This is a genomic window from Alistipes sp. UBA1686, from assembly GCF_002320215.1.
Lineage (GTDB): Bacteria > Bacteroidota > Bacteroidia > Bacteroidales > Rikenellaceae > Alistipes > Alistipes onderdonkii.
Genome location: NZ_DCKA01000013.1, coordinates 116,062 through 139,051 on the forward strand (window position 1 = coordinate 116,062; position 22,990 = coordinate 139,051).

General features: G+C 61.2%; 17 protein-coding genes. 3 read left to right on the forward strand and 14 right to left on the reverse strand.

All coding sequences use genetic code 11. From position 1 onward, the window contains the following. Window positions 1–57 precede the first annotated feature (57 nt). Genes B3C38_RS05010 through B3C38_RS05020 form a run of 3 tightly spaced genes read right to left on the reverse strand, consistent with a single transcriptional unit; the run spans window position 58 to window position 2,488 of the window. Complete coding sequence (locus B3C38_RS05010) at window positions 58–645, reverse strand: helix-turn-helix transcriptional regulator (protein WP_286725942.1); 588 nt, start codon at window positions 643–645, stop codon at window positions 58–60. Between the two features lie 4 nt (window positions 646–649). Beyond that, window positions 650–1,123: a 23S rRNA (pseudouridine(1915)-N(3))-methyltransferase RlmH gene (rlmH, locus tag B3C38_RS05015; protein WP_055211372.1), complete on the reverse strand. Its 474-nt coding sequence runs from the start codon at window positions 1,121–1,123 to the stop codon at window positions 650–652. A gap of 3 nt (window positions 1,124–1,126) precedes the next feature. Further along, complete coding sequence (locus tag B3C38_RS05020; RefSeq protein ID WP_286725945.1) at window positions 1,127–2,488, reverse strand: glycoside hydrolase family 2 TIM barrel-domain containing protein; 1,362 nt, start codon at window positions 2,486–2,488, stop codon at window positions 1,127–1,129. 116 nt (window positions 2,489–2,604) lie between these two features. Here B3C38_RS05020 and asnS point away from each other — a divergent pair, with 116 nt between their 5' ends. The 3 genes from asnS to B3C38_RS05035 all read left to right on the forward strand — a co-directional run bounded on the left by asnS (window position 2,605) and on the right by B3C38_RS05035 (window position 6,331). Beyond that, window positions 2,605–3,993: an asparagine--tRNA ligase gene (gene asnS, locus B3C38_RS05025; RefSeq protein WP_022332467.1), complete on the forward strand. Its 1,389-nt coding sequence runs from the start codon at window positions 2,605–2,607 to the stop codon at window positions 3,991–3,993. A 182-nt stretch (window positions 3,994–4,175) separates the two neighbouring features. Further along, the gene (gene rpoN / locus B3C38_RS05030; RefSeq protein ID WP_087401013.1) at window positions 4,176–5,597 is read left to right on the forward strand and encodes an RNA polymerase factor sigma-54; all 1,422 of its coding nucleotides are present in this window, start codon (window positions 4,176–4,178) and stop codon (window positions 5,595–5,597) included. A 125-nt stretch (window positions 5,598–5,722) separates the two neighbouring features. Next, window positions 5,723–6,331: a hypothetical protein gene (locus B3C38_RS05035; RefSeq protein ID WP_286725947.1), complete on the forward strand. Its 609-nt coding sequence runs from the start codon at window positions 5,723–5,725 to the stop codon at window positions 6,329–6,331. A 164-nt stretch (window positions 6,332–6,495) separates the two neighbouring features. Here B3C38_RS05035 and gdhA read toward each other — a convergent pair whose 3' ends face one another. From gdhA to B3C38_RS05090, 11 genes are all read right to left on the reverse strand, one after another. After that, the gene (gene gdhA / locus B3C38_RS05040; RefSeq protein ID WP_286725949.1) at window positions 6,496–7,851 is read right to left on the reverse strand and encodes an NADP-specific glutamate dehydrogenase; all 1,356 of its coding nucleotides are present in this window, start codon (window positions 7,849–7,851) and stop codon (window positions 6,496–6,498) included. A 240-nt stretch (window positions 7,852–8,091) separates the two neighbouring features. Next, window positions 8,092–8,727 (reverse strand): DUF4923 family protein, encoded by a 636-nt coding sequence (locus tag B3C38_RS05045; protein ID WP_153918974.1) that lies wholly within the window; start codon window positions 8,725–8,727, stop codon window positions 8,092–8,094. Window positions 8,728–8,750: 23 nt separating this feature from the next. Next, window positions 8,751–10,676, reverse strand: coding sequence for an NAD(+) synthase (locus B3C38_RS05050; RefSeq protein WP_022332463.1), 1,926 nt, complete (start codon window positions 10,674–10,676; stop codon window positions 8,751–8,753). 12 nt (window positions 10,677–10,688) lie between these two features. Further along, window positions 10,689–11,906, reverse strand: a complete 1,218-nt coding sequence (pepT, locus tag B3C38_RS05055) for a peptidase T (RefSeq protein WP_022332462.1) — start codon at window positions 11,904–11,906, stop codon at window positions 10,689–10,691. 19 nt (window positions 11,907–11,925) lie between these two features. Beyond that, window positions 11,926–13,932 (reverse strand): OPT family oligopeptide transporter, encoded by a 2,007-nt coding sequence (locus B3C38_RS05060; RefSeq protein WP_286725953.1) that lies wholly within the window; start codon window positions 13,930–13,932, stop codon window positions 11,926–11,928. A gap of 3 nt (window positions 13,933–13,935) precedes the next feature. Further along, window positions 13,936–14,340: a hypothetical protein gene (locus tag B3C38_RS05065; protein ID WP_022332460.1), complete on the reverse strand. Its 405-nt coding sequence runs from the start codon at window positions 14,338–14,340 to the stop codon at window positions 13,936–13,938. A gap of 4 nt (window positions 14,341–14,344) precedes the next feature. Continuing rightward, entirely contained in the window at window positions 14,345–14,671 is a 327-nt protein-coding gene (locus B3C38_RS05070) for a nucleoside triphosphate pyrophosphohydrolase family protein (protein ID WP_022332459.1), read from the reverse strand. A gap of 293 nt (window positions 14,672–14,964) precedes the next feature. Next, window positions 14,965–17,160, reverse strand: a complete 2,196-nt coding sequence (locus B3C38_RS05075; protein WP_022332457.1) for a glycoside hydrolase family 97 protein — start codon at window positions 17,158–17,160, stop codon at window positions 14,965–14,967. Between the two features lie 12 nt (window positions 17,161–17,172). Beyond that, complete coding sequence (locus B3C38_RS05080; protein ID WP_276791100.1) at window positions 17,173–19,065, reverse strand: glycoside hydrolase family 13 protein; 1,893 nt, start codon at window positions 19,063–19,065, stop codon at window positions 17,173–17,175. 182 nt (window positions 19,066–19,247) lie between these two features. After that, window positions 19,248–20,555, reverse strand: a complete 1,308-nt coding sequence (locus tag B3C38_RS05085; protein WP_349677385.1) for an alpha-amylase family glycosyl hydrolase — start codon at window positions 20,553–20,555, stop codon at window positions 19,248–19,250. Between the two features lie 40 nt (window positions 20,556–20,595). Continuing rightward, the gene (locus B3C38_RS05090) at window positions 20,596–22,914 is read right to left on the reverse strand and encodes an alpha-amylase family glycosyl hydrolase (RefSeq protein ID WP_286725982.1); all 2,319 of its coding nucleotides are present in this window, start codon (window positions 22,912–22,914) and stop codon (window positions 20,596–20,598) included. Window positions 22,915–22,990: the final 76 nt, after the last annotated feature.

Sequence of the window (22,990 nt, forward strand, 5' to 3'; positions counted from 1 at the left end):
AGCTGCAAAGTAACGGAATTATTTCGGAAGCTGCAATCCTAATTTGTGAGGAGGCGTTCAGAGCTCGTCGACCGCGACATATCCGGCCGTCATGGCGTAGATCGCCAGCCCGGCCACCGAGCGAATGCCCAGCTTTTCCATGATGTTGCGGCGGTGGGAGATGACCGTCGTCAGCCCGATTTGCAGGCGGTCGGCGATCTCCTTGTTCATATAGCCCCGGGCGATGAGGGCCAGTACCTCGGCCTCGCGTCCCGTGAGCTGTACGCCGGCGGGGTAAGCGGCGCCCCCGATGTCGTGTTCGTGGTGGTGCGCCCCGCGGTGCATACGCAGGATATCGCGTACGACGGTCTCTTCGCTGGTGCAGACGTCGATTCTGTGCATGTCCGCATAGGCCGGCTGCGGCTGCCCGTTGCAAAGCAGGATCGTCTTGTGGCGCAGCGGGCGGAAATACGAACTGTGCGTGACGAACAGCTGTGCCGCGACGAAGAAGTGGAAGAACCGTTCCGGGGTTGCTTGCGCGAATGTTTCGAAATCGCCGAAAAGCTCCACGTCGGCCATCGGGATGATCTTTTCCAGGATGGCTTTCAGCCCGACGCCCATCAGGACGTTGGGGGCTACGACGGCTATGGCGGGGCGCTGCTGCATCGGTCTATTCGTGGTGGTAGGGTTCGTTGTTGAGGATGGTGAAGGCCCGGTATATCTGTTCGGCGAAGATCGCCCGCACGATCTGGTGCGAGAAGGTCATGCGCGAGAGCGACAGTTTCGCATCGGCGCGCCTGTAAACCTCGTCCGAGAATCCGTAGGGGCCGCCGATCACCAGTACCAGGCGTTTCACGCCGCTGTTCATCCGTTTCTGAAGCCAGTAGGCGAATTCCACCGAGCGCATCTCCTCGCCCCGCTCGTCGAGCAGTACGACGTAGTCGCCGTCCGTTGTCTGGCGCAGGATGGCCTCGCCTTCGGCCGTACGCTGTTGTTTTACCGTGAGGTTCCTGGTGTTTCGGACGTCGGGCAGGGCCGTGACCGCGAACTTGCAGTAAAAATTCACACGCCGGGCGTACATCTCGACCAGCGCTGCGACCTCCTTCGAATCGGTTTTACCTATGACGATCAGTTCGACGGTCATTGCCTACAAATCCGAATTCCACTCGCCGTCGGCATCCGCACAGATCACCGGGCGCGACTTCTCCACCGACTTGAGCCACTCATAGGCTTTGTACATGTTGTATCCGTTGCCCGATTCGCCGCCCAGCGCGAATGCGATGACGCACGAATGGTTGCGCGAACGGTAGTACATCGCCTTCACGCGTTCGAGGTATTCGTCCGCCAGCGACGGGTCGTTCGACGGCGTGCCGCCGACCTTCCGGTCGTCACGCTTTTCGGGTGCGTTGATGTTGGCGCAGTCGATGACATAGAGCCCCAGCTCGTCGCACAGGTCATAGAACCACCCCGGCTGCGGATAGTCGGGGCATATCGTGTTGTTGCCCTTGGCCTTGAGCGTTTTCAGCTCCGCGAGGGTCGTCTTGCGGTCGGCAGCGGCGTTGTACCCGGCCTTGACCAGTTTCAGCTCCTTGTCGAAGCGCGTGAGGCGCCCGTCGACGAGCTCCGTCTTGCCGAAGCCGATCTTCAGCGGCATGTATTCGCGGTAAGCCCCGTCGCGGCGCGTGAAGAGCATCACCTTGTAGAGCGGCGGGTTCTTGGCGCCCGGCTCCCACTTGTTGGCGTTGGTGCCGTAGATGAAGGGCGTGAAGCGCACGGTGTCGGTCGAACGTCCGGGAATCATGACCTCCTGCATGTTGAACTCGAGCAGCTTGCCCTGCGGCGAGTAGATGTCGTAGCCTACGGTCACGGGTTCGTCGTAGTTGAACCCGTTCTGCGCGACGATCGCCAGCTCCAGCACGCCGAATTTGCGTGTCGAGTCGGGCACGAGCGCGATCTCGAAATCGCGGATCGAACGTTTGGTCTGCGTGTAAAGGTAGCAGTTCTCGAACGCCTTGCGCGAAGCGGGGGCAGCGTTGATCCGGTCGGCGGCACTGCGGCGCAGCGTCAGCGCGATGGCGTTCTTGCCTTCGCGGATGTAGGGCGTCAATGCGAATTCGGCGGGCGTCGAAGGGTCTTCGACTTCGGCCACCTTGCTGTCGTTGACCGTGAGGGTGTAGGCCGTGCCTATGTTTTCCAGATGCAGGTAGACGACCCCGTCCGTCCACACGTAGGGTATTTCGACCACCTGCCCGACGGCAACCGCGTCGCCCGATGCGGCGAACGGTTCGGGCGTGTAGGCCATATATGCGTCGGCGCCCGCTAAGTTGCGGGCATCGGCGTCATGGCGCTTGTCGTAGGGAATGACCTCCGTGCGGTAAATGCGGCCCCCTTCGACGGGGCGGAGCGCTACCGGGGTTTCGGGCTCGGGGATCAGCAGGTCGTATGCCTCCTGCGCCCGGGTGCCTGCGGCGCAGAGGATGGCCGCCGTCAGCAGTATCGTACGTTTCATGCGTGTGTTCTTAATATAGATTAGGCAAAGGTACTTTTTTTTTGCCAAATCGCAAATAATGGGTATCTTTGTAAGTTCGAAAAAGAGCCGTTAAAGGCATAGATAAAATTGATCATATGAAAACGCAGAGAATCGTAGAAATTCTGAAGTCGGGTGTCGTGGACACCGACATTGTCGTCAAGGGATGGGTGCGCACCAAGCGCGGAAACAAGAACGTGGCGTTCATCGCCCTGAACGACGGATCGTGCGTTGCGAACATACAGGTGGTCGTCGACCTTTCGAAATTCGACGAGGAGCAGCTCAAGCCTATTACCACGGGTGCCTGCATCCGCGTCGACGGACGGCTCGTCGAATCGCTCGGGTCGGGGCAGCGGGTCGAGGTGCAGGCCGCGAAGATCGAGGTGTACGGCACGGCCGACCCCGAAACCTATCCCCTCCAGAAGAAGGGGCACTCGCTGGAGTTCCTGCGCGAGATCGCCTACCTGCGCCCGCGAACCAATACCTTCGGTGCCGTGTTGCGCATACGCCACGCCATGGCGTATGCCATCCACGAGTATTTCAACAAACAGGGCTTCTATTATTTCCATACGCCGCTCATCACGGCTTCGGACTGCGAGGGCGCAGGCGCCATGTTCCAGGTGACGACCCTCGACCTGAACGATGTCCCCAAGACCGATGAGGGCAAGGTCGACTATGCGCAGGATTTCTTCGGCAAGTCGTGCAACCTGACCGTCTCGGGCCAGCTCGAAGGCGAACTGGGAGCCCTCTCGCTGGGACGTATCTATACGTTCGGCCCCACGTTCCGCGCCGAGAACTCGAACACCCCGCGCCATGCGTCGGAGTTCTGGATGATCGAGCCCGAGGCTGCCTTCTACGAACTGGAGGACAACATGGAACTGGCCGAGGATTTCCTCAAGTATCTGATCCAATATGCGCTGGACAACTGTGCCGAAGACCTCGAGTTCATGAACAAGATGTGGGACAAGGGATTGCTGGAGCGTTTGAACTTCGTGCTGCACAACGATTTCAAGCGCCTCGACTACACCGAAGGCGTAGAGATCCTGAAGGCTTCGGGCCGCAAGTTCGAATTCCCCTGCGACTGGGGGTGCGACCTGCAGTCCGAGCACGAGCGTTACCTCGTGGAGGAGCATTTCAAGCGCCCGGTCATCCTGATCAACTACCCCAAGGATATCAAGGCCTTCTACATGAAGCAGAACGACGACGGCAAGACGGTACGCGCCATGGACGTATTATTCCCCGGAATCGGCGAAATCATCGGCGGTTCGGAGCGCGAGGCCGATTATGGCAAGCTTCGTGCAAGGGTGCGGGAGCTCGGTATGAACGAACGGGAACTCTGGTGGTATCTCGATACCCGCCGCTGGGGTTCGGCCCCGCACTCGGGCTTCGGCCTGGGCTTCGACCGGTTGCTGCTTTTCGTGACGGGCATGACCAACATCCGTGACGTGCAGCCTTTCCCGCGCACGCCGAAGAACGCCGAATTTTAACCGCCCGGGAAGGCTGTTTCGTACCGGCGCATAACCCGGATATTTACCTGTCCGGGCCGTGCGGCGAACCCCCGAAATCGCTCTTCCCCATACGATTTTCCGGTTGCGGCCGTTTGTGTTGTATATTAACCCCGAAGAAGAAACCAAATTCAGAATCCTTTAATTCTTAATTTGGAAAAAGTATGGCTATTAATCAGAAACAGGTACTGTCGCTTCAGCAGAAGCTTTCGCCCCAGCAGATTCAGATGATCAAGCTCTTGGAGTTGCCCACCGTGCAGCTCGAACAGCGCATCAAACAGGAGATCGAAGACAATATCGTGCTGGAGGAAGAGGATCGTGCTGCCGAGGACGAGGAACAGCCCCAGCAGATTTCGGTCGACGAATATTTGCGTGAAGACGACACCCCTTCCTATAAAAGCCGTATCAATAACTACTCGAAGGACGACAAGCAGCGCCCGGTCTTCCTGACCGAGGGCCGCTCGTTGCAGGAGTACCTGATCGAGCAGCTGGGGTTCCGCAACCTTTCCGAGCGCGAGATGAAACTGGCCGTATACCTGGTCGGGAGCATCGACGAGGACGGTTACCTGCGCCGCGACCTGGAGTCCGTGGCCGACGACATCGCCTTCACGGTCGGGATCGAGACCTCGGCCGAGGAGCTGGAGAAACTGCTCGGCATCATCCATGAACTGGAACCCGCCGGCATAGGCGCCCGCAATCTCCAGGAGTGCCTGTTGCTGCAAATGGCGCAGATCCCTATCAATTCGCGGCCCCGCCGGCTGGCGCGCAAGATACTGACTGCCTATTTCGACGAGTTCGTCAAGAAGCATTACGAAAAACTGATGTCGCGCCTGCAGGTTTCCGAGGACGATTTCCGCGAGGCCATCGCCGAGATCAGGCACCTGTCGCCCAAGCCCGGCAACCTCTATGCCGAGGGCGGAACCGACACGACGCCCTACATCATCCCCGACTTCATCCTCGACTATCAGGACGGGCATTTCCAGCTGTCGCTCAATTCGTATAATGTCCCCGAGGTGCGCGTCAACCGCCGCTATATGGACATGATCCGCGAAATGGTAGGTGCCGACGGCCTTGTCCGCGAGAAGGACAAGGAGGCGATCCAGTTCGTGAAGAACAAGATCGACTCGGCCAAGTGGTTCATTTCGGCCATCAAGCAGCGCCACGATACGCTTATGCGTACGATGCAGACCATTCTGGACTACCAGCAGGAATATTTCAAGGACGGCGACAAGTCGAAACTGCGGCCGATGATCCTCAAGGACATCGCCGACCGCACGGGGCTGGATGTGTCGACCATCTCGCGCGTGGTGAACAGCAAGTACGTGCAGACGCAGTTCGGCATCATCCTGCTGAAGTCGCTCTTCTCGGAGGCGATGCAGACCGACAGCGGCGAGGAAGTGTCGAGTTACGAGATCAAGAATATCCTGCAGGAGTGTATCGACGACGAGGATAAGCGCCATCCGCTGACGGACGAGACGCTGATGGACATCCTCAACGGCAAGGGTTACCGCATCGCCCGGCGCACGGTGGCCAAATACCGCGAGATGCTGGGCATTCCCGTCGCCCGGCTCCGCAAACAGATATAGCGAAATTTCGACCCGGCGGCTTCGCGTACGCCCTTTTACCGGGCGGCCGTACTGCCGGAAATATGCCTTCCCGCCGGATGGACAATTGCCGGACGGCTGGGGGGAGGAAACCGTGACAAATTTGAATGATGTATAAGAAACTTTCGAACGCAATATCGTGGGTCTTGCACCCGTTCCTGCTGCCCCTTTACCTGATCGTCGTGCTGCTGACGCTCACCGTTTTCGCGCATTATCCCGCCAATGTGAAGTTCTACCTGCTGTGGGTGGTCGTACTCTATGCGATGATCATCCCCCTGCTGGCCTTGGGTGTGCTGCGCTCGCTGGGACGCATTTCCGACTTCAAGATCGACAACCGGCGCGAGCGGCTGCTGCCGCTGCTGGTCGGGGCCGTCTGCTACGTGCTTTGCGCCATCACCATCGCCAAGATCCCGTCGGCCATTTTCCTGCGCAAGTTCATGATCGCCGCGGCGTGCTGCGAAGTGCTCTGCCTCGTCGTGTCGTTCTACTGGAAGATCAGCCTGCACCTTACGGCCATGGGCGCTGCCGTGGCGCTGCTGGTGGTGATGAACGTTGCGGGCGTAGGCAACATGATGGTGCCGCTGATGGTGGCCATCCTCTGTGCGGGCGCGCTGGCTTCTGCACGCCTTTACCTCGGCTGCCATAACGGACAACAGGTGCTTGCGGGTTTCTGCGGCGGCTTTGCCGTCGCGACGCTGGCTGTGCTGTTCCTGTAATCCGTTTTCGGGCCGGATATGCTTCCGGTGCGGGTCTCCGCACGAATCCCTCCTCGGCACGATACCCTTCGCACACGGATAATTCGCGCACGGACAATAAAAAATCCCGGGCTTCTGGCAAGGAAGCCCGGGATTTTCCAATACTTGATACTTTGGCTGCCGGTTTATACGCAACCCTGCGCCAGCATGGCGTTGGCGACCTTCATGAAGCCTCCGATGTTGGCTCCGACTACGTAGTTGATGTAGCCGTCGGGCTGGGTGCCGTACTGCACGCATACCGAGTGGATGTTCACCATGATCGAGCGGAGTTTTGCGTCGACCTCTTCGGGCGACCAGGTGATACGCATCGAGTTCTGCGTCATTTCGAGCCCCGAGGTCGCAACGCCGCCGGCATTGGCAGCCTTGCCCGGGGCGAAGAGCAGCTTGTGCTGCTGGAAGATGCGGATGGCATCGGGGGTCGAGGGCATGTTCGCCCCTTCGGCTACGCAGATGCAGCCGTTGTCCACGAGCGCCTGCGCCTGGTCTCCGTTCAGCTCGTTCTGCGTGGCGCACGGCATGGCGATGTCGCACTTCACGCCCCACGGGCGCTCGCCGGGGTAGTACTTGGCCGACGGATAGCGGTCGGCGTACTCCTTGATACGTCCGCGGAAGATATTTTTCAATTCCATTACATATTCCAGTTTTGCCTTGTCGATGCCTTCGGGGTCGTGGATGTAACCCGACGAATCGGAGAGCGTCACGACCTTCGCACCGAGTTGCGTCGCCTTCTGGCAGGCATACTGTGCCACGTTGCCCGATCCCGAGATGCAGACGGTCTTGCCTTTGAACGACTCCTTGCGCGTGGCGAGCATCTCCTGTGCGAAGTAGCAGGTGCCGTAGCCCGTCGCTTCGGGGCGCAGCGGGCTGCCGCCCCAGTCGCGTCCCTTGCCGGTGAGCGTTCCCGTAAATTCGTCGCGCAGGCGCTTGTACTGTCCGAACATGAAGCCGATTTCACGGCCGCCGACGCCGATGTCGCCTGCCGGGACGTCGGTGTCCTGTCCGATGTGGCGCTGCAATTCGGTCATGAACGACTGGCAGAATTTCATCACCTCGTTGTCCGAGCGCCCCTTGGGGTTGAAATCCGAGCCGCCCTTGCCGCCGCCCATCGGCAGCGTCGTGAGGCTGTTCTTGAAGGTCTGTTCGAAGGCGAGGAACTTCAGGATCGACAGGTTGACCGAAGGGTGGAAGCGGATGCCGCCCTTGTAGGGGCCGATGGCACTGTTCATCTGCACGCGGTAGCCGCGGTTGATCTCGATCTCGCCTTTGTCGTTGAGCCAGGGCACACGGAAAATGATGACGCGCTCGGGTTCCGCAATGCGTTCCAGAACTTTCATTTTCTGCAATACGGGGCTCGCCACGATGTGGGGAGCCAGCGATTCGGCGACCTCGCGGACGGCCTGGTGGAATTCCGGCTCATTGGGATTGCGGAGGATTAGTTGCGCCATGAAATCTTCGACGTACTGATGTGCTTGCTCGTTCATAGTCAATCTGTGTTTAAGGGTTTGTGGAATCTGTTCGGTGGTAAAAATAATGTATCTGTTCGAGTTTTGCAAGTTCTTTAAGAAATTGCTAAAATATTTTACTTATGCCGTTTGCGACTTCTGCACCCCATCTGCTTACTGTCCGGGGGAGTGCGGGGAGCGATCGGTAAATATCCGTAATAAAAAATGACAGATCCGCCGTGAATCTGTCATTTTGAAAAAAATATGAATTTTTTTCAACTATTTCGCATTTTCTCCCGTTTCCTTGCTGAATTCGAATCCGATGTATACGTTCTTGTACTGTTCGAGCAGGGCGACGATAGTCTCCATCGACGAGATTTTGCTGCCGTAGGATTTGATGATCTCGATGAGCTTGCTGACCGGGAAGACCAGTATCATTTTCGTCCCGCTGAGGGATACGTGTCCCGGAACCTCGCCCAAGTCGAGCTTTTCCTTGCCGAGTTTCTCCTTGGCGAATTTCATCGCGGCCACATGGGTCGAAGGGTCGAACGTATAGGTGCCCGACAATTTGTAATTGCCCATTTGGGTACTGAATGCGCCGTCTTTGCCGAATGTGACCGAACCTGCGCCGGACTTGATGCCCACCGTTTGGTAGACCTTGTCGAGCTGGCTTTTGACGGTACCTTCGAGCGCCGATCCCCCGAGCTGGCTCAGCAGGTCGTTGCCTTCGAATTTTACGCCCGGAGCGGAGTAGTTCCATGTCCCGACCAGCGCATATTGGGTCAGTTTGCCGTCTGTCGCCTTGTCTGCGGCCTCCGTCGCGGCCTTTTTCAGTGCTTCCTGCCAGTCCTGTGCCGACGCGGTGCCGCCTGCGAGCAGCAGTGACGCGGCGATGGACAAAAGGGTTTTCTTCATTTTTATTTATTCGTATTTACGGTTTACAGTGTTTCGAGTTCCTTGAGCCATACGGCTGCCGAGGCGTCCGAAGGCATACGCCAGTCGCCCCGGGGCGACAGAGCCACCGAACCGACCTTCGGGCCGTCGGGCATTGCCGAGCGCTTGAACTGCTGCGAGAAGAAGCGGCGGAAGAATACCTCCAGCCATTTCCGGATCGTAGCGTGGTCGTAGCTGCCGCGGAATGCCTGTTCGGCCAGGAACAGGATCTTTGCCGGGCGGTAACCTCCGCGGATGAAGTTGTAGAGGAAGAAATCGTGCAGTTCGTAAGGGCCTACCAGGTCTTCGGTCTTCTGGCTGATCCTGCCGTCCTTGTCCGCCGGCAGCAATTCCGGGCTGACCGGCGTGTCGATGATGTCGAGCAGCGTGGCGCGGGCCCCCGCATCCGATTCGGTGTCGGCCACCCATTTTACCAGATGGCGCACCAGCGTCTTGGGCACCGAGGCGTTCACGCCGTACATCGACATCTGGTCGCCGTTGTAAGTCGCCCATCCCAGGGCCAGTTCGCTCAGGTCGCCCGTGCCGACTACCAGCCCGCCCTCCATGTTGGCGACGTCCATCAGTATCTGCGTGCGTTCGCGTGCCTGGCTGTTCTCGTAGGCCGCCGAGCGGTCTTCGGGGTCGAGCCCGATGTCCCTGAAGTGTTGCAGGCAGGCGTCGCGGATCGGGATTTCGCGCACGGTGACGCCCAGGCTGCGCATCAGTTCCAGCGCATTGTTGTAAGTGCGATCCGTGGTGCCGAACCCGGGCATCGTGATGCCGATGATTCCCGTGCGGTCGAGTTGCAGCTTGTCGAACGTGCGTACCGCCACGAGCAGCGCCAGCGTCGAGTCGAGCCCGCCCGAGATGCCGACCACGGCCTTCTCGCAGCGCGTGTGTACCAGCCGCTTGGCCAGCCCGTGCGACTGTATCTGGAAGATCTCCTCGCAGCGCTGGCTGCGGTGCGCTTCGTCCTGCGGCACGAACGGCATCGGGTCGATTTCGCGGTCGAGCGCCGCCGCGCGCAGCCCTTCGGGGATTTCCATTTCGATCACGGTGTTCTCCGCCGCGCCTTCATTCACGCGGAACGAGGTGTTCCTGAGGCGTTCGAATTCCAGCCGCTCGATGTCGAGGTCGGCCACCACCAACTGCTCTTCGAGCACGAAACGCTTCGCTTCGCGCAGGATCTTTCCGTTTTCGGCGATGATGCCGTTCCCGGCGAATACCAGGTCAGTCGATGATTCGCCGAAGCCGGCCGAGCAGTAGACATAACCCCCTATCGTGCGTGCCGACTGTTGCGCTACGAGCTGCCGCAGGTAGGCGTGCTTGCCGACGGCCTCGGGCGATGCCGAGAGGTTGAAGATCACCTTCGCGCCGCTGAGTGCCATGTGCGACGAGGGCGGCACTGCCGTCCAGAGGTCTTCGCACAGCTCCACGCCGAACTCCGTGCCGTTGACCTCGAACGTGAGGCCTGCGCCGAAATCCGCAGCCTGCCCCGCGACGGGGATCGTCTCTTCGGAGATGCCTGCGCCCGATGCGAACCAGCGGTTCTCGTAGAATTCCGTATAGTCGGGGATATAGGTTTTGGGGACGACGCCCAGTATGCGCCCCTGCGTGAAGACCACGGCGCAGTTGTAGAGCGTCTGAGCGTGGCGCAGCGGTGCCCCCGCGATCATCGTCAGCGGCAGCTTGCGCGTGTCGCGTACCAGTCTTGCTAACGCCTCGTCGGCCGCGTCGAGCAGTGCGGGTTGCAGCAGCAGGTCGCCGCAGGTGTAGGCCGTCAGGGCCAACTCGGGGAACGCGACGATCTCCACGCCCCGCTGTGCCGCTTCGTCGGCCATAGCGGCCATGCGCTCCGCATTGAAATCGCAGTCGCCGACCCGTACGTGCGGCACGGCTGCCGCCACTTTCAGAAAACCGAAGCTATCCATATATACGTTATGTTATTCCGCCCACAACTGCGCCAGGTTCAGGATCACCTGCACTGCCTTGTGCATAGTGGTGAGCGAGCAATATTCGAATTTGCCGTGGAAGTTCATGCCCCCCGTGAAGAGGTTGGGGCAGGGCAGCCCCATGAACGACAGGCGTGCGCCGTCCGTACCGCCGCGTATGGGGCGTACGATCGGGTTCACGCCGGCCATTTCCATGGCCCTGAGCGCCTTGTCGATCACCTGCGGGTGCGGCTCGACCATCTTGCGCATGTTGAAATACTGGTCTTTGAGCGTCAGGGTCAGCACCCCGTCGCCGTATTTCTTCTTCAAAAGGTCGACGCAGGCCCACATGAATACCTTTTTCTGCTCGAATTTCTCCGCATCGTGGTCGCGGATGATATAGCTGACCGAGGCTTTCTCGACCGTGCCGTTCAGCCCTACGCAGTGGTAGAACCCTTCGTATCCTTCGGTGTACTGCGGACGTTCGGCGGCCGGCAGCAGCCCTTGCAGTTCGCACGCCACGTCGAGCGCATTGACCATCTTGTTCTTGGCGTATCCCGGGTGGACGTTGCGCCCCTGGATGTCGATTTTGGCGCTCGCGGCGTTGAAGTTCTCGTACTCCAGCTCACCCTCCATACCGCCGTCTACCGTGTAGGCGAAGTCGGCGCCGAAGGCCCTGACGTCGAAGAAATCGACCCCGCGGCCCACCTCCTCGTCGGGCGTGAAGCCGATGCGGATTTTGCCGTGTTTCACCTCCGGGTGTGCGAGCAGGTACTCGGCGGCGGTCATGATTTCCGCCACGCCCGCCTTGTCGTCGGCACCCAGCAGCGTCGTGCCGTCGGTATGGATCAGCGTGTGCCCCTTGAAGAACTCCAGCTCGGGGAAATCCGCGACCCGCATCGTCAGCTGGCCGTTCAGTGCGATGTCGCAGCCGTCGTACTCCTCGATGACGCGGGGTTTGACGTCCTTGCCGCTCATGTCGGGCGAGGTGTCCACATGGGCGATGAACCCGATCACCGGGGCATTCTCGCAACCCGGCGTCGCAGGGACGGTGCCCATCACGTAACCGTACTGATCCATCGAGACCTCGGTCATGCCCAATGCCTCCATTTCGTCGCGCAGGGCGGCCAGCAGTACTTTCTGTTTTTCGGTCGAAGGGAACGTCGTGCTCTCCTCCGACGACTGGGTGTCGTAGGAGACGTATTTCAGGAATCTTTCTTTTAAATCCATGACAATATCTGTTTATGGTTTATTCCTCTTTTTTTGCCCGGAGCGTGTGCCATGCGAAATAGCCGATCAGTACGAGGTACATCGCCAGCCCCGTCCACTCGGCGGCGTTCGAGTCCGCCCAGCCGCTCAGGAACCAGTCCACCTCGGCGAACTTGAGCAGGGCGCTCACCACGCCCATCAGCGCGCCGCCGGCGATGAAGCCCGAGGCGATGAGCGTTCCGCGGTCGAAACGCGCCTTGTTGAGCCCCTCGTCCTTCGAACGGTTCGATACGAACCATGCCACCAGGCCGCCCACGACCAGCGGTGCGTTCAGCTCCATCGGGATGAACATGCCCAGCGCGAATGCGAGGGCCGGAACACCGATCGAGGTCAGCACCAGCGCCAGTGCCGCGCCGCAGAAGTAGAGCATCCACGGGGTCTGCCCGCCCGTCATCAGGGGCTGAATTACCGCTGCCATGGCGTTGGCCTGCGGGGCTACGAGGGCGCCTTCGTCCACGAACCCGTACGATTTGTTGAGGATGATCATCACGCCCGCCACGGTCGCCGCAGCAACGAACGTGCCGAGGAATTTCCAGGCCTCCTGCTTGCGGGGCGTCGTGCCGAGCCAGTAACCGATCTTCAGGTCGGTGATGAACCCTCCGGCCATCGAGAGCGCCGTGCAGACCACGCCGCCGATGATCAGCGCCGCCGTCATGCCCGTCGTGCCGTTCAGCCCGACGCTCACCAATACCAGCGACGAGAGGATCAGCGTCATCAGCGTCATGCCCGACACGGGGTTCGTGCCGACAATGGCGATGGCGTTGGCCGCCACGGTCGTGAAGAGGAACGCGATGACGAAGACGATCAGGATGGCCGTGACGGATTGTATCCAGCCGTCCAGCAGGCCGAAGTGGAAGAATACGAAGACCGAGATGAGCGTGGCGATCAGGATCGTGAGGATCCGCTTCATCGTCAGGTCGCGCTGCGTGCGTTCTACCGCAGCCGGGGCGGTTTTGTTGCCCCCCCCCAGTTCCGATACGGCCAGCCCTACGGCCTGGCGGATGATCTTCGACTGCTTGACGATGCCGATGATGCCCGCCATGGCGATGCCTCCGATGCCGAGCGGTTTGCCGATGAAGGCGAAGAGGTTTTCTGCCGTGAAGATGCTGGCGGGGTCGGCGAGGATGTCGGCGCGCGTCACGCCCAGCAGCGAGGCCATGGCCGCCGGGTCGATCGTGTCGGCCAGCGACCCGACGAGCGGTACGACGAGGAACCACACCAGGCACGAACCCGCCGTGATGATCATGGCGTATTTCAATCCGATGATGTAGCCCAGGCCCAATACGGCGGCCGACGTGTTGAGCGAGAATACCACCTTGAACTTGTCGGCTGCCACCTGTCCCCACGCACAGATGCGCGTCGATACCGACTCCGTCCACATGCCGAACGTGCCTACCGCGAAGTCGTAGAGGCCGCCTATGAGACCTGCCACGGCCAGCAGTTTGGCCTGGTTGCCGCCCTTCTCGCCCGAGATCAGCACCTCGGTCGTGGCCGTAGCCTCGGGGAAGGGGTATTTCCCGTGCATCTCCTTGACGAAATATTTGCGGAACGGGATCAGCAGCACGATGCCCAGCAGCCCGCCGAAGAGCGACGAGAGGAACACCTGGTAAAATGCCGCGTCGAGCCCGAGGATGTAGAGCGCCGGGAGGGTGAAGATGGCACCCGCGACGATCACACCCGACGAGGCGCCGATCGACTGGATGATGACGTTCTGTCCCAGCATGTTCCTCTTACCCATCACGTTGCCCATGCCGACGGCGATGATGGCGATCGGGATCGCCGCTTCGAATACCTGCCCGACCTTCAGGCCGAGGAAGGCCGCGGCGGCCGAGAAGACGATGGCCATGACGATACCCATCGTGACCGAGTAGGGCGTCACCTCCCTGGGCGACGATGAGGCGGGCATGATGGGCGTGTACTCTTCGCCCGGTTTGAGTTCCCGGTAGGCGTTCTCGGGCAATGACGTAAGTTGTTTTTCCTGTTCCATTTATTAAGGTTCTTTGATGTACTTGTCCAGGTCTTTGAGAATGTAGTAGCGGTTCAGCGACGCCGGGGCTTTCTTTGCGTCGAGATAACTGTATATCGCGCCGACGGCAGCCGCGAGGCGCAGCCGTTCCGCGTGCTGCTCCGATGCGGCCGCCATGTCGAAGAGCAGTTCGGCGAACTTGTCCAGTTCCTGGTCGCCGAACCCGTATTCGTCCGTAAGCCGGCCGATGAAATCCGCCTCATCCAGCAACGTGTCGATGTCGATGTCCAGTTTCTCGGCCAGCTCCGTCTTGGCCGTCGTCCGTATCTGCTCCGGGGAGGCTGATTGTCTCATCAGCCCGATTTTGGCCATCAGGGCGGCGATCAGCTCCCCGATCCTGTTGATCTCCCGTAAGATATAATCTTCCATGTCCTTAGCGGTTGTCGCCGCTGCCCGAGATGATGTGGCGTTGCATGCGCGAGCGGAGTTTGTCGACGTTCATCTGCGCCACGTCGTCCAGTTCGTACCCCAGGTCGCGGGCGAGCGTCGCGCAGTACCACAATACGTCGCCGATCTCCTTGACGATCTCCAGCCGCTTCTCGTCCGAGAACTCCTCGTGGGCGTCGCGGATGACCTTTTTGACCTTGTCGGCCACTTCGCCCGCCTCGCCCGTAAGCCCGAGCGTGGGGTAGATGATGCGACGATTTTCGGGATAGATTGCCGTTTCGAGTGCGTGCTGCTGGTATTCGTTGAGTGTCATGGTTTTGATTTTGAGCGTGAATATTGGGTGGTACCGAGGGCAAAAATAGCAAAATAATTTAAAAATACGCATAAAAAAGCCCCTGTTCCTATGGAACAAGGGGCAAAGGATTTTTTGAGGGGGCTGTGCGGGCATTCCGTTGCCGCTGCCGGACATTGCCGAGTGTCGCGTGCCTACTGGCAGTGGAGGCCGGGCGGTCTGCTGCCGTCCGCGGCCGTGCCGGGGGACGGGTTCTGCACCGGCGCCGGCTGTGCGGGCTCCCGGCATGATCGCCGTGCGAACGGCAAATTCCGTTATTTCAGCCTGCGGAGTTTGCGGTCTGCGTCGGTTGCCTCGCGTATGGAGATTGCAAAGCCTCCGCCGCGCGCCATCTCCACGTCGAGTTCCGTGCGTTGTCCGACCTTCCCGGTGCGGATGACATACGCCTGCGGATTGGTCTGGTAATCGGCATCGGGGGCATCGGCGTAGAGCGTCGCCACATACTCCTTGCCGGGGGCGAGGTAGTCGAACGGGAGCGTCACCGTACGGCGGTTCTCGTCCGTCACGCCGCCCACGAACCACTCGCCCGTGCCTTTGGCCTTGCGCGCCACGACGATGTAGTCGCCCGGCTCGGCCAGCAGGTAGCGGCTCTCGTCCCAATCGATGGCCACGTCCTTGATGAATTGGAACGCGTCCATGTATTTTTCATAGTGTTCGGGCAGGTCTGCCGCCATCTGCAGCGGCGAGTACATCGTCACGTACAACGCCAGCTGGTTGGCGAGCGTCGCGTTGACGTGCGAGTGGTTGCCGGGGTTGACCTCCGCGACGTCCATCACGAAGATGCCGGGTGTGTAGTCCATCGGGCCGCCCTGCAGGCGCGTGAAGGGCAGGATCGTCACATGGTGGGGCTTCGAGCCGCCGAACGCCTGGTACTCCGTGCCGCGTGCCGACTCGTTGCCGATCAGGTTGGGGTAGGTGCGGCAGAGGCCCGTTGGGCGCACCGCCTCGTGGGCGTTGACCATGATCTTGTGGTCGGCGGCCCGGCGGACGGCATAGAGGTAGTGGTTGTTCATCCACTGCCCGTAATGGTGCTCGCCGCGGGGCAGGATGTCGCCCACGTACCCGCTCTTGACCGAGTTGTACCCGTATTTGTTCATCAGGCGGTAGGCCGCTTCCAGGTGGCGTTCGTAGTTGCGCACCGAAGCCGACGTTTCATGGTGCATCATCAGCCGGATGCCTTTCCCGTGCGCATATTCGTTCAGTGCGGCGATGTCGAAATCGGGGTAGGGGGTCACGAAATCGAAGACGTAATCCTTCGTGTGCCCGAACCAGTCCTCCCAGCCGACGTTCCAGCCTTCGACGAGCAGCTGGTCGAACCCGTGTGCCGCCGCGAAGTCGATGTACCGCTTCACGTTCTCGTTGTTGGCGCCGTGGCGGCCGCTGGGCCTGCATCGGGCGTAATCCGTCACGCCGAGCTGTACCGACGGCACGTCGCGCGTATAGGCCCAGTCGCTCTTGCCGGTGATCATTTCCCACCATACGCCCATGTATTTCACGGGCTTGATCCACGAGGTGTCGTCATAGGCGCACGGCTCGTTGAGGTTCAGGATCAAATGCGAGGCGAGGATGTCGCGGGCGTCGTCCGAGACCGTCACCGTGCGCCACGGGGTATGGCAGGGCGCCTGCATGTAGCCTTTCCACCCCTGTGCGTCGGGCGTAAGGTGCGAGGTGAAGATGAAATTCCGGTCGTCCAGGTCGAGGTGCATGCACGCATAGTCGACCAGCGCCGCTTCGTGGATGTTGATGTAGAGCCCGTCGTCGCTCTTCATCTGCAGGGCCGTCTGTACGCCCGTGGGCGAGAAGGGCGTCTGCGACGAGTTGGGCGTGATGGCGCCGGGCATCAGCTCCCGTATCTGCGAGAGCTTCGACTCCGTGTAGTCGTACTCCTGCGTGTCGTAGTCGCCCGGGATCCAGAACGCCGTGTGGTCGCCCGTCATGGCGAACTGTGTTTTCTCCTCGCCGATGACGAAATAGGTCAGCGACTCCTGTTCGGGGAATTCGTAGCGGAATCCGAGCCCGTCGTCGTAGAGCCGGAAGCGGATCGTCATGTCGCGGCCTGTCGCGGCCTGCCGCAGCGTGACGGCCATTTCGTTATAGCGGTCGCGGATCTCGGCCTGCTCGCCCCATACGGGACGCCATGTCTGGTCGGACTCGCTGCGGGCCACCTGCCCGAGGGTGAACCCGTCGTAGAGCGATACCGGGCGCCCCGGTTCGCCCTTGCGGATTTCAGCTCCGAATTCCAGCTTCGGGGCTTCGCCGCGCAGTTCGAGCCCCATGCCGCTGGGCAGGATCACGGGGCGCTCCTTGTAATCGAGCGTATAGGTGGGGCGGCCTCCATCCGCCAGGCTGAATTCCAGGCGGAGGCGGCCGTCGGGCGAGAGGAGCGTCTCCTGTGCCGTGCAGGCTGCACCGGCCAGCAGCGCGGAGATATATAAAAATATTTTCTTCATGGTTCGGTCTTGTTATTTACGTTTGAATTCTACGATCAGCGCCTGCCGCGGGCCGACCGTGGTGGCATCGTCCACCTCCGTGGCTTCGCCCGTCAGGACGTTGCGCCCGTCGCTTAGCCCCGAGGCGATCTCGGCATAGTGCGACCACGGCACCTGTTTCTTGCCCCGCGAGTTGTTGATGAAGACGAATACCGCGTCGGTGTCGTCATAACGGAAATAGGCGTAGGTGTTGTCGCGCGAGAGGAAGTGCATCGTGCGGCCGTTGTGGATCACGGGCTTCGACTTGCGCCATTGGAAGAGCCGCTGCGTGTAGTCGAAGAGCCCCGCCTGTACCGCATCGCGCTGCGCGGGGTCGAACAGGTTCACCGCGTCGCCCTCCCAGCCGCCGGGGAAATCCACGCGCAGCCCGCCGTGTCCCTGCGAGAGGTCTTTCGAGGTGAACATCATCTCGTCGCCCGAGAATATCTGCGGGATGCCGCGCATCGTGGCCAGCATCGCCATCGAGAGTTTCAGCCGGTCGGGGTTTCTGCGTACGATGTCGCCGATGCGGTCGGTGTCGTGGTTGGCGACGAAGATCATCATTTTCGACAGGTCATGGTAGACGAAATCGTGCGACAGGCAGTCGTAGACGCGCGTCATGCCCTCGCCCCAGCGGAGCGAGTCGGTGGGCAGCGCCCGGCAGATGGCCTCCTGCAGCGGGAAATCCATGATCGACGGCAGGTGCGAGTCGAAGCCGTCCTTGTTGGGATTGCCGCCCTGCCAGTATGCCAGTTGCGGGATCGACGACGTCCAGCATTCGCCCACGATGTTGAAATCAGGGTATTCCCTGCGTACGGCCGCGCACCACTCGCTCATCGGCACCTTCTCGTTGTAGGGGTAGGTGTCGACGCGGAACCCGTCCAGGCCGGCATACTCGATCCACCACACGGCCCATTGCTTGAAATATTGCAGCACGTAGGGATTGTCGAGGTTCATGTCGGGCATCGACGGCACGAACCAGCCGCTCTCCTGCAGGTCGAGGTCGTAGCGCGAAGCGTTGGGATCCATGTTCGTCGAGAAGCAGACGTTCGTCCCGGTGTATTCGGGGAACTGGTGTATCCAGTCCCTGAAAGGTAGGTCTTTCATCCACCAGTGGCCCGTGCCGCAGTGGTTGGTGACGATGTCCATAATCACCTTCAGCCCGTGCTCGTGGGCTTTGCCGACGAACTCCCGATACAGTTCGTTCGAGCCGAACCGGGGGTCTATGCGGTAGTAGTCGCCGCAGGCGTAGCCGTGGTACGAACCTTCGGGTTCGTCGTCCAGCAGCAGCGGCGTGGGCCATACGGCCGTGGCGCCCAGCCCTGCGATGTAATCCAGGTGGTCGATCATCCCCTGCAGGTCGCCCCCGTGGCGGCCGAAGAAGGCGCTGCGGTCGGCGCGCTCCCGCGTGTGGGGCGTCGAGTCGTTCGACGCATCGCCGTTGGCGAAGCGGTCGGGCATCAGGAGGTAGATCATGTCGGCCGTGGTGAAACTCTTGCGTGCGGCCGAGCCTTCGGCGCGTGCCGCGATCTCATAGGGAACCTTGAACTGCCGTTCCCCCTGCGAGAATACGAGGTAGTAGGTGCCCGGCTCCGCGTCGGGTTTCACCTCCACGTCCACGAATAGGTAATTGGGACTGTCGGCCTTGTGGCGGGCCTTCACCCCGACGCCCTGTCCGCCTTCGATGCGGACGTCGTATGCCGCGATGCCGGCCCCGTTGACGAGCAACTGGAGCGGGGTCTGCATTCCCGTCCACCACGAGAGGGGTTCGACGCGGGTAACCTCGCCCGAGGCGTCTGCCACCGAGGCGGGGTCGAATGCGGACTGTCCTGTCCCTGTGCAGGAGAGCAGTCCGGCTGCTGCGAGTGTCATGAAAAATCGGTTCAAAATATCGTCGTTTGTAAAGTTAGCAAAAAATCGGTTTCCAGCGATTCCCGTTTCGCCCGGGGCATCCTTGTGCTTCTCATGCGCATCCCCGTGCTTCTCGGATGGTTTACTGTCTATTCCCGTCGGGTGCTATCGGGTTCCCGGCGCTGTTTCCGCGCATCCCCGGCGCATGTCCGCAACCCTTATCTCCTGTCTTGTGCGAAGACCAGCCACTGCCATGCGGGAAGCACGGTGCGGGTGCCGCCCGTGTATTCCTTCCCGGTGAAGAACTCGCGGCGCGAGCCCTCGAACGGCAGGTCGAATGCGACCTCCTCCGCGCTGAGGTTCGCAGCGACTGTCACCTCGTTGCCGCCGGCCGTGCGGGAAAACAGCATCAGGCCGTCGGGTGTTCGTTCTCCGAGCGGGTATGCGGCCTGCCCGCCGCGTTCTCCGGCCGCGAGCGCCGGGTTCTCGTGGCGCAGCCGGATCAGTGCGGTGTAGAAATCCGTAAACCCGTTATGTTCCCACGCGGGTACGGGGTCTTTCTCGAAGAACTCGAAGCGGTGGTCGAACCCCATCTCCTGTCCGGTATAGACGAGCGGCTGCCCGTTGGGCAGCGTGAAGGTCAGCAACGCCATCACGCGTGCTGCGTCGCCCATGCGCTCGAATTCCGTCCCGGCCCACGAGTTTTCGTCGTGGTTCGAGGTGAACATCAGGCGGAACGCCTCGCGCGGCATGGCAGCGGAGTCTCTGGCGACGTAGGCACGCAGGTCTGCGGCGCTTTTCCGTCCCTGTGCGATGTCGTTCAGCAGGTGGTGCAGTTCCCACGCATATGAGGCGTCGAACGCCCCGTCGTGCAATGCGGGGGCTTTGCCTTCGGCGAGCAGGTAGATGCCGGGGTACTCCTTCCGCAGTGCGGGCAGCGTCTGCTGCCAGAAGTCGATGGGTACCTCGCACGCCATGTCGCAGCGGAATCCGTCGATGCCGCGGTCGAGCCAGAAACGCATGGCGGCCGCCATTGCGGCACGCATGTCCGTGTTGCCGTAGTCGAGCTTGGCGATGTCCGTCCAGTCGTACTGCACGATGGTGTTGCCCAGCGAGTCGCGCACATACCAGTCGGCCGGACGCTCCTCGATCCAGCGGGCATCGGGCGAGGTGTGGTTGGCCACCCAGTCCAGGATCACGCGCAGCCCGAGTCTGTGGGCTTCGGCCAGGAACCGGTCGAAATCCTCCAGCGTGCCGAATTCGGGGTTGACGGCTTCGTAGTCGGAGATGGCGTAGTACGAGCCGAGGGTTCCCTTGCGCTCCTTGACGCCGATGGGGTAGACGGGCATCAGCCAGACGACGTCCACGCCCATCTCTTGGAGCCGGGGCAGGTGGCGTGCGGCCTCCGCCAGCGTCCCTTCGGGGGTGTACTGGCGCACGTTCATTTCGTAGACGACCGAGTTGTAACTCCAGTCGGGGTGGGCGGCCGGTTGCTGCGGCCGTGTGCCGCAGGCAACCAGTACCATTGCGAGAAGTAATGCGGGCAACCGTTTCATGGCGAGTCGTTTAGAGCGCGAACACTACCGACGACCAGGCACCCATGAGCAGTTTCGACGAAGCGTCGCCGCGCTGAAGTTTCACTTCACCTGAGACGCCTACTGCCTTGTCCGGTTGGTCGGTAAGGGTCAGTATCTGCTCCTCCCGGCCGAAGTTGTGCACGACGAGCATCCGTTCGCCGTCCAGCTCGCGGTACCAGGCCGCGATGGATTGCTGCGAGGTGTTGCCGTCGTTGTAGACCGGGTGTTTGACCATCTTGCCCTGCGCCAGCACGGGGTAGGTGTTGCGCAGCCGGGCGAACGTGCGGTAGAGGTTGAGCAGCGAACCGTCGTCGTCGGCCTGCGCCTCGACCGAGATCGCTGCGGTCAGCATCTGCATGTCGATCTTGCCTGAGAGGCTTCCCGAAGCCAGTTCGTTGCCCGCCTTGTCCCACAGGATCGGGGCGCGGACATATTCGTCGCCGTTGGATTTGGTGCCCCAGTACCCGAGCTCTTCGCCCTGGTAAATGTAGGGTGCGCCCTGCGCCGTGAGCAGTACGGCGGCCGCCACCTTCATCTTTTCGACGGACTGCCCCAGGTCGGAGCCCGTGCGATCCTCGTCGTGGTTCGAAAGTTTCGTGGCTTCGATGTAATCGCTGCGGTACTGTGCGTAGAGGGGCTGCACGTCGAGGATGTCCTTGACGAAATAGCATCCGATGCCGTTTTGCAGCGCCCATTTGAGCTTGTACCAGAACGTGAATTCGAACAGTGCCGGCAGCCCCCGGTAATAGGGTGCCGCCTTGTCCGCTTCGTCGAGCATCTCGCCCACCATGTAGAAATCGCCCTCTCCGCCGGCGGCCTTGTAGGTCTCGTTCATGCGGTCGTAGAATTTCTTGAGGAACGTGGGGTTCTCGTCGTTGTAGGCGTTGTGGTAGATGTGCTTCACGGCATCGAGGCGGAACCCGTCCACGCCCATGCGTACCCACTTGTCAGCCGCTTCGGCGACGGCCTTGAACGCCCCGGACTGCTCCGCCTCGGCGGCTTTGCCGTAGTTGAGGTCGGCGAATGCCGCCGTCCAGAAGTGCGAATGGTACATCGTCGGCAGCGAGAACTGCACGTTGGCCGGGTCGGCCGAGCGGTTCGATGTCAGGGTGAAGGGCTCCCCGAACCGGATGATCGTCCGGTTGTCCGGGGCGCCGTATTTGGTGCCTGCGGCCCACGACGTGGTCGAGGTGCGGACGAGGAATCCCCAGTCGGAATCGAAGTCGAGCGTCAGTTCGTAGCTGTTGCCGCCCCTGGTGTAGAAGCGTTTGCTCGTGCCGTTGCCGAAATAGAGGTACTTGTCGTCCGGGCCGCCCTGCGTGTTGTCCGCGTCCGCGGCGTCGGTCGTTTCGGTAACGGTCACCGTCGGGCTGTCGGCATTTGTCCAGTCGAGTACGAACTTGAAGCGCCCGGCGGCACCCGCCCCCGTGTCGGTCGAGAACCATTGTCCGGCATCGTAGCCTGCGGCGCCTTCCGTGGCGATCTGGTCGATCCGCCCGGCCGCGATGTCGGCCTGCGGGTCTTCGGAGAAGATATAGCGGTCACGGTAAGGGCTCCCTTCGGACGCGGCGGCCGATTTGAACCACGGGTGGTCTTTGCCCGTATGGTTGAGCACGTAATCCAGGTAGACCCGGATGCCGCGGGCATGGGCCGCGTCGATGAATGCCCTCAGGTCGGCGTCCGACCCGAAGGCGGGGTTGACCGCCTCGTAGTCGAGCACGTCGTAACCGTGGTACGAAGCCGCCGGATGGATCGGTGAGAGCCACACGGCCGAGGCGCCGAGTGCGTCGATGTAGTCGAGCCGCCGGGTCAGCCCCGGCAGGTCGCCCACCTTGTCGCCGTTGCCGTCGGCGAAGCTGTATACCAGCAGCTGGTAGCTTATGTCGGCGCGTTTGCGGTTGTCCCACGCATCGGGCTGGGCGATGACCTGCTCACCCTCGAAATCCTGGGAGGCATCGCCGCTCTGTGTCACGGTGACGACGACCGGATCGCAGCCCGGGGCGGTGAAGGTAAGCGTCGCGGAGCGTTTCGACGACTCGTTTGCGATCGCCGTGACCGCGAACGACGTGGAGGTTTTGCCCGATGTGAGGGCCGGTGTGCACCATGCGGTATTGTCGCTCTGCGTCAGCGACCACGCGCCCGCATCGGTGCGCAGGTCGAGCAGCCGGCTGCCGCCTGCGGCTTCGAATTCTATCTCCGTGGGGGTCACGGAGAGCATACTGCCGCCGGTATCGCCGGTCTTGTCGTCGCTGCACGACACGGATACGGAAAGTACGAGTGCCAGCAGCAGGAAAAGAAATTTTTTCATAGCGGAATCTCGGTTAAAGTTCGTTTCGGGGCCTGCCGTCCGGTCAGGGACGGCAGGCCAGAAACGGGACGGCAAC

Coding starts and splice junctions, on each gene's coding strand:
- B3C38_RS05010 (WP_286725942.1), bottom strand. CDS start 645: ATGCAGCAGCGCCCCGCCATAGCCGTCGTAGCCCCCAACGTCCTGATG.
- rlmH (WP_055211372.1), bottom strand. CDS start 1,123: ATGACCGTCGAACTGATCGTCATAGGTAAAACCGATTCGAAGGAGGTC.
- gdhA (WP_286725949.1), bottom strand. CDS start 7,851: ATGAACGAGCAAGCACATCAGTACGTCGAAGATTTCATGGCGCAACTA.
- B3C38_RS05075 (WP_022332457.1), bottom strand. CDS start 17,160: ATGAAGAAAATATTTTTATATATCTCCGCGCTGCTGGCCGGTGCAGCC.
- B3C38_RS05070 (WP_022332459.1), bottom strand. CDS start 14,671: ATGACACTCAACGAATACCAGCAGCACGCACTCGAAACGGCAATCTAT.
- B3C38_RS05020 (WP_286725945.1), bottom strand. CDS start 2,488: ATGAAACGTACGATACTGCTGACGGCGGCCATCCTCTGCGCCGCAGGC.
- rpoN (WP_087401013.1), top strand. CDS start 4,176: ATGGCTATTAATCAGAAACAGGTACTGTCGCTTCAGCAGAAGCTTTCG.
- B3C38_RS05090 (WP_286725982.1), bottom strand. CDS start 22,914: ATGAAAAAATTTCTTTTCCTGCTGCTGGCACTCGTACTTTCCGTATCC.
- B3C38_RS05050 (WP_022332463.1), bottom strand. CDS start 10,676: ATGGATAGCTTCGGTTTTCTGAAAGTGGCGGCAGCCGTGCCGCACGTA.
- B3C38_RS05045 (WP_153918974.1), bottom strand. CDS start 8,727: ATGAAGAAAACCCTTTTGTCCATCGCCGCGTCACTGCTGCTCGCAGGC.
- asnS (WP_022332467.1), top strand. CDS start 2,605: ATGAAAACGCAGAGAATCGTAGAAATTCTGAAGTCGGGTGTCGTGGAC.
- B3C38_RS05060 (WP_286725953.1), bottom strand. CDS start 13,932: ATGGAACAGGAAAAACAACTTACGTCATTGCCCGAGAACGCCTACCGG.
- pepT (WP_022332462.1), bottom strand. CDS start 11,906: ATGGATTTAAAAGAAAGATTCCTGAAATACGTCTCCTACGACACCCAG.
- B3C38_RS05035 (WP_286725947.1), top strand. CDS start 5,723: ATGATGTATAAGAAACTTTCGAACGCAATATCGTGGGTCTTGCACCCG.
- B3C38_RS05065 (WP_022332460.1), bottom strand. CDS start 14,340: ATGGAAGATTATATCTTACGGGAGATCAACAGGATCGGGGAGCTGATC.
- B3C38_RS05085 (WP_349677385.1), bottom strand. CDS start 20,555: ATGGTACTGGTTGCCTGCGGCACACGGCCGCAGCAACCGGCCGCCCAC.